6 protein-coding genes are annotated in these 12271 nt (G+C 47.7%); 2 read left to right on the forward strand and 4 right to left on the reverse strand.

Annotated elements, in window-relative coordinates; genetic code table 11:
* The first annotated feature begins 695 nt into the window (after nucleotides 1-695).
* Nucleotides 696-3797 (forward strand): efflux RND transporter permease subunit, encoded by a 3102-nt coding sequence (locus tag FDP09_RS07835; protein ID WP_137402140.1) that lies wholly within the window; start codon nucleotides 696-698, stop codon nucleotides 3795-3797.
* A 118-nt stretch (nucleotides 3798-3915) separates the two neighbouring features.
* Here FDP09_RS07835 and FDP09_RS07840 read toward each other — a convergent pair whose 3' ends face one another.
* From FDP09_RS07840 to truA, 4 genes are all read right to left on the reverse strand, one after another.
* On the reverse strand, nucleotides 3916-5955 hold the full coding sequence (locus tag FDP09_RS07840; protein ID WP_137402141.1) for an aceric acid hydrolase: 2040 nt from the start codon (nucleotides 5953-5955) through the stop codon (nucleotides 3916-3918).
* 339 nt (nucleotides 5956-6294) lie between these two features.
* Nucleotides 6295-8631 carry a DUF5703 domain-containing protein gene (locus FDP09_RS07845; protein WP_137402142.1) on the reverse strand — a complete coding sequence of 779 codons (2337 nt, stop codon included), beginning with the start codon at nucleotides 8629-8631 and terminating at the stop codon, nucleotides 6295-6297.
* 134 nt (nucleotides 8632-8765) lie between these two features.
* On the reverse strand, nucleotides 8766-10541 hold the full coding sequence (locus FDP09_RS07850; protein ID WP_137402143.1) for an ABC transporter ATP-binding protein: 1776 nt from the start codon (nucleotides 10539-10541) through the stop codon (nucleotides 8766-8768).
* A 13-nt stretch (nucleotides 10542-10554) separates the two neighbouring features.
* Nucleotides 10555-11310, reverse strand: a complete 756-nt coding sequence (gene truA, locus FDP09_RS07855; protein ID WP_137402144.1) for a tRNA pseudouridine(38-40) synthase TruA — start codon at nucleotides 11308-11310, stop codon at nucleotides 10555-10557.
* A gap of 441 nt (nucleotides 11311-11751) precedes the next feature.
* On the opposite strand from truA, the gene FDP09_RS07860 reads away from it, so the two are divergent.
* Nucleotides 11752-12231 carry a DUF4293 domain-containing protein gene (locus FDP09_RS07860; RefSeq protein ID WP_137402145.1) on the forward strand — a complete coding sequence of 160 codons (480 nt, stop codon included), beginning with the start codon at nucleotides 11752-11754 and terminating at the stop codon, nucleotides 12229-12231.
* The last annotated feature ends 40 nt before the right edge of the window (nucleotides 12232-12271 follow it).

Consider the following 12271-nt stretch of genomic DNA (forward strand, 5'->3'; position numbering starts at 1 on the left):
TAAAGAGTCAAGAGGAAAGAACAAAGATTGATTGGAGAAGAGAGAGTGCGAAAAGTTCCTCTTTTAGGGGATTGAGAGAGTGAAAAAATATCAAGTAGTGAGATACGAGTATTGACATTGTTCCTCCCCTTGTAGGGGAGGTTAGGAGGGGTTAATTGTATGGCGACGAACAGCGAATTTTGATGATGGATAAAAATCAGCCCACTCCCTGCTCTTATCTCACTACTAAAGCCTAACAGCTGACAAAGTATCAAGTAGCAAAATAATTAGTATAAAGATTAATCGAGCAGTTTATTAGAAGAAAGAATAAAGAGCCAAGAGGAAAGAACAAAGATTGATTGGAGAAGAGAGAGTGCGAAAAGTTCCTCTTTTAGGGGGATTGAGAGAGTGAAAAAGTATCAAGTATCAAGTAGTGAGATACGAGTATTGACATTGTTCCTCCCCTTGTAGGGGAGGTTAGGAGGGGTTAATTGTATGGCGACGAACAGCGAATTTTGATGATAGATAGAAATCAGCCCACTCACTGTTCTTATCTCACTACTAAAGCCTAACAGATGACAAAGTATCAATTAGCAAAATATTAGTATAAAGATTAATCGAGCAGTTTATAAGAAGAAAGAGTAAAGAGCCAAGAGGAAAGAACAAAGAGAAAAGATTTGTCTTGATTCTTTCATCTTGAATCTTCTATCTAAAAAATGAGTCCATTCAGGATCACGATATCGTTTTTTGTGCTGGCCATCATCGGCTTTGCGCTGGTGCCACGGCTGACCGTGGAGCTGAACCCGCGTGAACAGCAGCCTGTGCTGAGTGTCTCGTTTGCCGTGCCGCAGGCAGCACCGGAGCTGGTGGAGAAGCTCGGTACGGCCCCGCTGGAAGGGCTGTTTTCACAGTTGTCCGAGCTGAAGAAGATCGAGTCGGTGTCCAACTATAACAACGGCCGGATCACCTTGCGCTTTGACAAGCACACGGACATGGAGTTCAAGAAATTCGAGGTGGCCGCCCTGATCCGGCAGGTATATCCGTCCCTGGACCAAAAGGTAAGCTATCCGCTGATCTACCAATCTGCCCAGCGCAATGAGGAGCCGCCCATTCTCCAGTACAGCATCAACGCGCCCTTTGCGCCCTTTGAGATCAAGAAGGTGACCGAGGACGTGTTGAAATCCGTGCTCACGCGGTTTGACGAAGTGGAGGAAATCCAAGTGTACGGAGCCAACGACCTGCAGCTTTATGTGACCTACGACATCCAAAAACTACAGGCAATGGGCCTTACCCGGGGAATGCTGATGGGAGTGCTGCGCAATGCTTTCGGAACGGGCTATCCGGGGATGGCGGTAAACCACCAGGGTGAAGCGCTGTTCATCCAACTTGACCGCAGCCTGACCAGTTTGGAGCAATTGGAAAACCTGCGGATCACCAGTCGTGGGGGGAAGGATGTCTTTCTCCGCGACCTGGCCAGGCTGACCCTGGAAGAGGCCGAACCCAGCCGCTACTACCGGATCAATGGCAACAACTCGGTGACCATGAGCATCACCAGCCGGCCCGGGGTGAACAAGGTGGTACTGGCCAAAAAACTACGGGAGGCTGTCGGCCAGGCCGGACAATTGTTGCCGGCAGGCTATGATGTGCGCCTGGAGCAGGACGATACCGAATTCCTGTCCAAGGAACTCCATAAAATCTACCAACGTTCCGGACTTTCCATCCTGATATTGGTGGTCTTTATCTTTCTGATCAACCGCAACTGGCGGTACCTGACGGTGCTTTTCCTTGGGATCCTGGTCAACTTGAGCGTCACCGGGATCATCCTGTATGCATTGGGAACCCACCTGCACCTGTACAGCATTGCCGGGCTGACGATTTCCTTTGGGCTGATCGTGGACAATGCCATCATCATGATCGACCACCTGCACAAGCACCGCAACAGGAAGGTTTTTCTGGCGCTTTTGGCCGCATCCTTCACGACGATCGCGGCATTGCTGATGGTGTTCCTGCTGCCAGAGGAAGACCAGCGTAACCTGACGGACTTTGCCGTGGTGGTGGCGGTGATGCTGGCGGTGTCCCTGCTGGTGGCACTGTTGTTTACCCCGGCCATGTACGGGCTGTTGTTTGGCGAGAGGGCAAAGGAGGGACGAAAGCTGACCTTGCCGGAGTTGCGGAAAAGGGCGGCCTGGTTCAGGAGGTATATAGGCATGATCGGCTTTGTGGCCCGGTTCCGGAAAACTCTGATCACCTTGCTCGTATTGCTCTTTGGCCTGCCCGTTTTTTACCTTCCGGCCAAATGGGAAGGACAGGAATGGTACAACAAGACCGTTGGCAGCACGGTTTACCAAGAGGATATCCGGCCCTATGTGGACAAGGCATTGGGAGGATCTTTGCGCATGTTTGTTCGTGGGGTTTTTGAGAAATCGGGGTACCGGGAAGCGGCACAGACCCGTTTGTATGTCAATATCCGGCTGCCTTTTGGCAATACGCTGGACCAGATGGATTTTATCGTACGGGAGTTTGAGAAATTCCTGGATGGGGTGAAAGGCGTGGACAAGTTTGTCAGCAACGTATCCTCCGGGCAGTATGCTTCGATCACCATCACTTTTGAGGATGCCTATGAAAATTCCGCCCTTCCCTATCAGCTGAAAGGGCGGCTGTCGGTAAAGGCCACCGACTGGAGCGGGGCCAACTGGAGCATTTATGGTGTGGGGCAGGGCTTCTCTGCCGGCCCCGGTGGAGAGGGAATTCCATCCTTTACGGTCATGATGAAGGGGTACAATTTTGACGAACTGGAGCGGCAGTCGGAGGTGCTCGCCGAAAAGCTGCTGCGGCACAAGCGCATTCAAGAGGTGAACACCAACGAACGGATGGGCTATGGGGAAAGGACCTCCGAGGAGTTTGTACTGCGGTTTGATCCGCAGCAATTGGCCCTGCAGCGTGTCAACCAGTACGAGGTGATCAGTGCTTTGGAGGCGGTCTCCAAGCCCACGCGCACTTCACTTTACCTGAGTCTGGACGATACCAACTACGGCGTGATGGTACGGGAGGAGGATTCGGAGGGTTTTTCCCGTTTTGACCTGGAAGAGACCACGCTGATCAGTGGGGAAGACCGGATGTTCAAGGTGTCCAGTTTGGGCAGCCTGAAGAAGGAAACCACGACCAATTCCCTGCACAAGGAAGACCGTCAGTACATCCGCAGGGTGGCCTTTGAGTACATGGGCTCGCGGAAGTTTGGCAGCGAGTACCTGGACGGGGTGTTGGAAGAAATGAAGGCCAGTATGCCCATTGGTTATTCGGCAGAGACCTCATCCTACTATTGGGGCTATGACAAGGCCAAGCGGCAATACACGCTGTTGCTGGTACTCATCGTGGCGATTTTCTTTATCTGTGGGGTGCTCTTCGAAAACCTGAAGCAGCCGTTTTATATCATTGCCGTGATTCCCGTTGCCTTTATCGGGCTGTTTTTGATCTTTTCGTTGTTTGATTTTTACTTTGACCAGGGCGGCTATGCCGCCTTTGTAATGCTGGGGGGATTGGCCGTGAATGCGGCCATCTTTATCGTAAACGACCTCAACAACCGCCCAACCGGCCGCTATAACCGCAACGTGCTAAAGGCTGTCGCGGGCAAGGCCATCCCGATCCTGCTGACGGTGCTTTCCACCTGCTTTGGATTGATCCCGTTTATCATGGAAGGGCAGAACGAGATTTTCTGGTTTTCCCTGGCCATTGGCACCATCGGTGGGCTGGTGTTCAGCATGGTGGGGGTGTTTTTGGCTTTGCCGGTGTTTTTGTGGAGAAAGGGAACTGGAAGTTGATTGACAATCTGTAAAATAGAAAGCACATTCCTCGGTGCTAAAGCGGAGAGGAATGTGCTTTATGCCTTTTCACTTGGCGTTTTGTACTTAAGGGGAATCCTGTCGTATTTTTCCCGGTCTAGTTTTTCTCATAAGGCAACCACACCATCATTTCACCATCACCACGGTTTGCCCAGCTGTAATAAGGGATTAGGCGGATACGTCCTTTCTCATAGGTGCTTTCCGAAACTTCCCTATATAACCGGTTTTGCCAATGGTCTTCTGACTTATAATATACTTGGCCGGAAAGGCTGATCAATTCACTGTTGCCAATGGTGAATTTTTCAGGTGAAAGCGGCTCTGAAAGAGAGATTACGACATCATCTACTGAACGGCCCTCTGGTAGATCCATGGATTCTACACAGTACACCACGGGGCCTCTTTTGACCGCCACTTGGCCACGAGCTTCTTCCACGAGCGGGTTGGCTTCAAGGTATTTCACGGGCATCGTCAAGGTAAGCGAAATATGGTCTCCTTTCTTCCATTTTCGATTGATTTCTGCATACTGACCCGAAATCAGGTCGATGGGCTGTTTCTCACCGTTCACGACCAATGACGCTTGGCCACACCAGCCGGGGATTCTCAAAAAAACGGAAAAATCATCAGCAGGCACCTTCTCAAAATCCAGCGAAATGGTTTCGTCCCAAGGATAAGCAGTAGTTTGGTTGACTACTAATTCCTGACCATTGGGCAATGTGGTATTCAGCTTATTGCTGCCATATAAATTAACGAATAATCCCTCCTCAGAGGTGTTATATGCATAATTGGCCACTTCTGCCAAAGTCCTGGCGACATTGGGAGGGCAGCAATTGGATAGTGCGATATAGCCTTCTCGGGTGTTTGGCCACCTCAGGTGATAGGGCAAGTCCTTTTTGGCGCTGAGCGGATTAGTATAGAAAAACTCCGTTCCCTGCAAGCTGATTCCTGAAAGGATACTATTGTACAAGTTAAGCTCGATGACATCCATATATTTTGCTTCGCCGGTCAGTTGCAACATACGCCAATTCCAGAGCACATTGCCGATATTGGCGCAGGTCTCGTTATGGGCAGCAGCATTTGGTAGCTCATAGGGCTTGCCGTAGGCTTGATGGATTTTCTGTACCTCTGTTGGGTTATAGGAAGTGCCATTGGGGCTGACGCCATCGTAAAGTGCTCCACAACCACCGGTTACATACATTTTTCGATAGACCACATCTTCCCAAATGGATTCCAGGTTTTGGAGCAGCTTTTCCTCTCCGGTTTCGGCATAGAGATCAGCCACTCCAGCGTAAAGGTAATTGGCGCGTACGGCATGCCCCATGGCTTCTGTTTGCTCTCGGAAAGGTACCCGATCCTGGTTGTCGTCAGTACCGTCGTTGGTTTTGCCACGAATGTCTATCAGGTTTTTTGCCAGCTCCAAATAGCGTGCATCATGTGTCGTGCGATACATTTCCACCACCCCCATATAATGACTGGGACAAATGGCATTTCGAGCGAGTTCTGGGGAGGCCTCTTTATAAAAATCATATAGGAAATCTGCTACGCCCTTTGCCACTTTAAGGAAGTTGTCTTTGCCTGTCGCCCGGTAATGTATGCAGGCTGCTGTCATCAGGTGGCCCATATTGTATTTTTCGAACCCTAATTGCTTCTGAAGGTATTCGTCACCTAATGTCCCCCATCGCTCTTCAATAAGCACAGGTGTATGCAAATAGCCATCTTCTCGTTGTGTCTTAGCGATCAGGGCAATTGCTTCGTCCATCTGCACGTCTATTTTGGGGTCTTGGGTTTCCGCATATAGAGCGGCCATGCCTTCAAAAACCTTGTAGAAATCACCATCATGGAAGGATGGACCGTCATGTTTGCCTTTCATTTCACCAGCCGCAATTTCAAAATTCCTTACCGCGTGGTTTTTATCCGCATCATGGTACAAATCCCACATAAACGGCATGGTGCGTTCCCTGCTGATCTTAAACTTATCCCTCCAAAAACCATCTGTCCAAGAGACATCCTGAAGGTTGACACTTTTGAGCTTGGCATATGGGCTTTGGGAATGATCGACTAGGGCCTTTTCTTGCGCGATTCCTGTTTGGTGTGAAAATATACCCAACCCAATTCCTGCGATTACATATTTTAGGTTCATGTTACTTATTTTATTTCGTTTTTATTTGAGACAGAGACTCGGCCCAACCACGATTTAACCCGGATTATGCGTTGGGAATCGTAGTGAGAGCTGAAAGTGCAAGAAAATCAGTTAGTTTGGAGGCATTAGCGTAGCACCGCTACGGTTATGCCGAAAACTAAAGTGAAACGACTGATTTTGAAGCAGTTTCAGGTCGCAACAGATAGGCTAATGCATATTCCGGGTTTAACGTTGTCCCATCGTCTCTGACGTGGGACTGCAGAGGTTGAGTCTCCGATTCAACGCTATTTTTTGCTAACTTTCTTTACTGGTTACTCGTGGCTCTTTTACCTAATCTTTCTACTTGAAACCTGCCTTCTTTTCTAAATCCCATCCCAGCATATTCACAATATCCGCCTCTCGTTCTTTGGGCAGGACATTCAATTCTTTGAGTTGGCCACCTTCCAATACAGCTTCCACGGTCGTTTGATGGGGAGCATGCAGTTTGAAACGTACATCCCAGTCTTTTGGCCAAGCAGGGAAAAGATAGATGTTTTTATCATCGGTCTGCAACAGCATTTCCTGCATACCGATCATGCCTGATCCTCCCCAGTTGTGATCTGGCACCCAGTCAAATCCCGGTCCCCAAAATGCAGGGAACCGCCTTCCGGAATCTCCCATTTTCTTCAATGTCCACTTGGCAGCCTCTGCGGTCAGCCCCAATCTGGCGGCAAAAATATTGTCCTGTTTCCATCCTATGTGGCTTCTGAATTCGAGGGCATCAGGGTCGTATAGGTATGTATTGGTGGCGACCTGCAGGTCGGGGCGGCCGATCCCGTAAATTCCCCATGGATACACAGGGTACAACTGCGGCACTTCCGTATTATTGATGCGTTCCCACAGCTTGGCAGGAGCAAGCATGCGGTGGCCATTCAATTCCCGGAAGCTTAGTGACGGGATCCTCTCCAGCATCTTTTGCCACGTGGCAATGCTGTCTGCCGATGGAGAAGCGATCAATCTTTTTAATACCGTCTGAAGGGCTGAAATGGTCGAATTCGCATTGTAGGCCATTTTGTACGTTTCGTTTGCGGAGCCTGGATACAATACCAAATTCCCGTTTTCGTCAAGTGACTTGGCTCCCCTTTGCTGAGCAAGGTATTGATAGTGCTGATCAAAAAACCGTAAACAGCTTTCGATAAATGGGATGTATTCGGAAATATCCTTGCCCGCATACCGCTCTTGCTCTAACATCATCAGGCAAAACTCCAATACCGTGTCCCACTGATATTCGAGCCAAGCGTTGTACTGCATTCCCGGGTCATAGTCATCAGGCCGTTTCCAATTGTATTCTGCTGGATTGGGCAATCCATAATTTTCGATTTGCTCCGTAAAACTGGCTCCCTCATGTTCCCAATACACCTGGCTTCTTAGCTCGGCGTTCTTCAGCATCCGCAGGTAAAAGTCAAACTGGGGCTTCATCAGGTCAAAATCCCCTGAGCGAAGCATGGGGAAGTACACTAGCCGTTGGTTCTGGGCGGTCATCGTCCCTCCGCCCCAGTTGCGATGGTCTGGGGTGAAAGGCATATCTGGTTTCGTATAGACCGGATCAACGGTGAACAGTCCTCCGTTAAATTTGGTCGGATAGCTGCCGTAAGCATTGCAGCCGAGCATGTAACGAAAGAGCTGGTAATTTCTGCCTATTTGCCAAACCGTATCATTGGATGCCTTTTGTTGGGGATCAGTGACCACATAGCTCCGTTTCCAATAATCCTTCCACCAAGCTTTTGTGTTTTTTCTAGCTTCAGAAGAGGCTATTTTTGCCGTTTTCACCAAGCTATCCAGTCCCGATTTCCACTTTTCTACCGAAGCAGTTTGATCCGTATGAAGGTAAATCTCAAAGGAATGATGCTGTCGAGGACTAATGCTTTTTAACGGATAAGCCTTGAAATCGGTGTCTTGGTAGCGGCCGTTTTTTACGCCCTGGCGGATCAAATTATTCCCTTCCAATACTCCTCCGAAAATAAGGTTGCCGATAGGATTCATCATTTGACGCTTGACCGAAGCCATTTTTTGTTGCGCCACTGCCACATCAAATACCGTTTTCTCTCGATTGTGATGATAAAACAGCACCCCACTATTCTGAAAATCAATGCTGTCCTGATAGGTGATGACTTCTCCCTGTGGAGCCCATTTGTAGGAATTCGCATTATTGGCAGCACCTTTTACCGGACGGTTTTTGTAACGCCAATTCTCATAAGCCACCTCCAAGTAAGTAGGTGTATCACCATCCACTTCCACATGAATAACCGGACGGAGTACATCCACCCACAGGTCGATGGTGACTTCTTTGTTATCGATTTTTCCGGTAACTCGTATGCTCCCTTCCTGGAGGTTTAGCGCTTGACGAAATGTATCCTCTTCATCAAATGGGTTAGGTGTAAGGGATACCCGCACCCTGCCCAGTTTTAAAAAGGTATTGTGCTCATCAAAGGTCCCGCTTCTGGAGAAATAGAACAGTAGCTCTCCACCTTCTACCCAAACATTCATCCCAATATCCCCCCCTCCCAGCGGCATGGATTCACTGGCGTTTTTGCTCATTGTCGTCCATACAGGATCGTAAGCCGATAGGCTTTGGGCAATACTTGAGGTCATTCCGAGCCAAAAAAGACTAAAGAAAAACAGAAAGGGTCGCTTCATTTTTATAGTAATATGACCTCAAAATATAAAAATGATATGGCCCTACCTTCCTGTGGTATCAGGTGTGGGGTGCTACTGGCAATGGTGTGGGGATGCCCAAACCGGATGAAAGCTTCGGGCCTTCAATCCCAGACCTATTCGCTAACCATCGATTTGAGCTGCATTTGATGGAGTTGGGCGTAGTATCCTTCTTTTTCAAGCAATGCATCGTGCGTGCCCATTTCCTTGATTTCTCCTTTATGAAGCACAATGATATTGTGGGCTTTTTGGATGGTAGAAAGCCTGTGTGCAATGACGATGGAGGTCCTGCCTTTCATCATTTTTTCAATGGCGCTCTGGATAAGTTCTTCGGTTTCTGTATCTACCGAAGAGGTCGCTTCGTCAAGAATGATAATTTCGGGATTGTACACCATGGCACGGACAAACGAAATCAGCTGGCGTTGTCCTACTGATAGTGTGGCTCCGCGCTCCATAACATTATAATCCAAGCCTCCGGGTAGTCTTTCGATAAATTTCTTGGCACCGACGAGTTCTGCTGCTTCCATGACCTGCTCCCGAGTGATATCAGGATTACCAAGGGTAATGTTAAAATAGATGGTGTCAGAAAATAAGAATACATCCTGAAGCACCACGCCAATGTGCCGACGAAGAATTCCCAGTTCGAAATCACGGATGTTTTTATCATCTACTTTGATCGTTCCTTTATTGATTTCATAAAAGCGGCTGATCAGGTTGATGATGGAGGATTTTCCAGCTCCTGTGGCTCCTACCAAGGCGACAGTTTCTCCATGTTTGACATTGAAGTTAATGTCTTTCAGTACCCATTCTTCATCATTATAGGCAAACCACACGTGCTCCAGTTTGATGTTTCCTTTGATTTTCTCAGGGCTGTACTGGCCTTCATTGGCGATGTGCTCATCACTTTCCAATAACTTGAATATCCTGGAGGAGCTTACCACACCCATTTGCAGGGTGTTGAACCGGTCTGCTAGCATCCGGATGGGGCGAAAGAACAGCTGCAGATACATGATGAAGGAGATCAATACGCCTACTTTCAGGTCCAGACCAAATACTCCCGTGGCACCGTACCAGACGACCAATCCGATGCCCACAGCCTGGATAATTTCGGCAACGGGATAATAGATGGCATAATATAATACCGATTTGACATTGGCTTTTTTATGTTCGGTATTGATGGCGTCAAATTTCTTGTATTCACTATCTTCCCTATTGAATACCTGGACAATGTTCATGCCCGTGATATGTTCTTGAAGAAAGGAGTTAAGGTTAGAAACCGCATTTCTCACTTCATTAAAGGCTACCTTTACCTTTTCCTTGAAGATGTAAGTCGAAATGATCAGCAGTGGCAATGTGCTCAGGCTGACCAGTGTAAGCTTCCAGTCCACCCAGAACATTACACCCAAAATGGTGAATAACTGGAGCAAGTCTCCGATGATCGCGGCAAGCCCTTCACTGAAAACATTGGAGAGGGATTCGATATCTGAAATGTTCCGGGTGACCAACCGACCAATGGGGGTGTTGTCAAAAAACTTCAGGCGCATTTTGAGCAGGTGCCGATATAGCTTGACCCTGATGTCCCGGATGATGACCTGCCCGATCCATCCGGAAAGGTAGGTGTGCGCAAATTGTACTACGGCCTGTAAAACCAATAAGCCGATCAACAGGTAAATGATCCGCAATAAGCCTTCCTGATCTCCTAAAGCGACATGTTCATCGATGGCTTTTTGGATAAATAGCGGTTTGGTAGGCGCCAAGGCAGCAAGGGCAACCGTAAGGAATATCAAAAAGAAGAACCGACCGCGGTAAGGCCTTACAAACTGATATAGCTTACGGAGCACCTGTGTGTCGATGATGTCTCCGCTTTTTACATTTTCTTTTTCCAGACTCAAAATTTACTGTCTTTTAGATGAATATTTTTTCAGGGTAGGTTACCCTACTAAGGAACAGGCCATGAGGTGGAGCGGCTATGCCTGCCTTCCTTCTGTCTTGGCTGTCCAAAATCTGTTGGAAACCTGATAGGTCCAGTTGGCCTTTGCCTATTTCTACCAAGGTGCCCACGATGGCCCTGACCATTCCCCGCAAAAACCTATTGGCCGTTATATGGAATACTAAATGATGGTCTTTTTGTTCCCAAAAAGCGGTTTTTATTTCGCATTCAAAATGGTTGACTTCTGTCTTTACCTTACTGAAGCACTCAAAATCCCGATGCTGCAATAGCAAAGCTGCCGCTTCGTTCATTTTGGCTACATCCAATCGGTAAAAGCAATGCCAAGACAACGTTTCTTCAAACGGATTTTTTCGCAAAGAAATATGGTATTCATAGCTTCTCCATGCTGCATCAAACCGCGCATGGGACTCAGGATGCACTTCCCTGAGGTCATAAGCGCTGATGTCCTTCGGCAGGACAGCATTGATTTTTTTTAGAAAACTATCTTTTTTCACCTCTCCTTTCCAGTCAAAATGCAAAAATTGCTGCTTCCCGTGGACCCCTGTGTCTGTCCTGCCACTGCCCATCGTTGCCACTCTCTGGCGTAAGATGGTACTTAATGCGTTGTTAATGGCTTCCTGAACGGTCACCGCATTGGGTTGGACTTGCCAGCCGTGATAATTGGTGCCTTTATAAGCCACTTCCAGAAAGTACCGTCTGATTGTCTCCATGAACTTACAAAGATACTTTATTCAGGGTGGTTTGCAATGTTGAAAATGCAGTTGTGATAGATGAACTTTCTGTTATGTGTTTCATTTTGCAGTGGCAAAATGACCTGGTTTTACTAATTTTCAGAGTTTGCCGCTTTTAACCTTCCCAACCTTACCCCTCCAGGGCAAACGCATTTAGTGTTAATTTCGTGTAGGGCGGCTATCATCCGTGCCGCTGGCACTCCTTCTGGAGGCTGATGAGTGCTTAACGTCCTGCGGATGAATCCGCAGGTTACTAAATTCATCGTGCCGCCGGCACTTTACCGCAATTTGTACATTAGGAACAGCAGATATATTCAAACTGGGATACTTTTTTAAATGCGTTCGCCCTGCTTACCCCTCCTCTAGCTTGCGAATATTCAAATTACCCCGTTTCTTTGTCAAAAGTTTTAAAACAAGATAATGATACAACGCGTACAAACGATCTTTCTTCTTCTGGTAGCTGTCGCCATGCTGCTGGAAACGTACTTTCCTATCTGGACCCAGGTAAATCCTGATCAGACTGAAATGCTGAAATTGACAGCTTGGAATTTGACTCATACGGATATTGTCTCCGGTGCAGTTCTGGAGCAGACAGGAACCTTTTATTTGGGGATTTTGGCCTTTTTGGCAGCCATTATTGCCATTTACAGCCTCAGCCAATTTAAGAACAGAACCAAACAGATGTTTTTGAATATGATCAATTCACTGGTGATGGTCGTAAACCTTGGCTTCATTGTTTACCTGACGTATGTGGAGAATATGGAATTCAATGCCACGGCCAGCGGAGCATTTATGGTCGGGTTTTACTGCATCGTGGCGGCCATGATCTTTAATATCGTAGCCAACCGATTTATCCGCAAGGATGAAATGCTGGTAAAATCGGTGGATCGTATTCGGTAAATTGTAACTACCTCGCAACAAAAAAGGAGACTGGATAAAG

The sequence above is a fragment of the Echinicola rosea genome (assembly GCF_005281475.1).
In the GTDB taxonomy this organism is placed as follows: Bacteria; Bacteroidota; Bacteroidia; order Cytophagales; family Cyclobacteriaceae; genus Echinicola; species Echinicola rosea.

What these genes read in the sequence shown, in the direction of transcription:
- FDP09_RS07835 (WP_137402140.1), top strand. Translation starts at nt 696, where the DNA reads ATGAGTCCATTCAGGATCACGATATCGTTTTTTGTGCTGGCCATCATC.
- FDP09_RS07840 (WP_137402141.1), bottom strand. Translation starts at nt 5,955, where the DNA reads ATGAACCTAAAATATGTAATCGCAGGAATTGGGTTGGGTATATTTTCA.
- FDP09_RS07845 (WP_137402142.1), bottom strand. Translation starts at nt 8,631, where the DNA reads ATGAAGCGACCCTTTCTGTTTTTCTTTAGTCTTTTTTGGCTCGGAATG.
- truA (WP_137402144.1), bottom strand. Translation starts at nt 11,310, where the DNA reads ATGGAGACAATCAGACGGTACTTTCTGGAAGTGGCTTATAAAGGCACC.
- FDP09_RS07860 (WP_137402145.1), top strand. Translation starts at nt 11,752, where the DNA reads ATGATACAACGCGTACAAACGATCTTTCTTCTTCTGGTAGCTGTCGCC.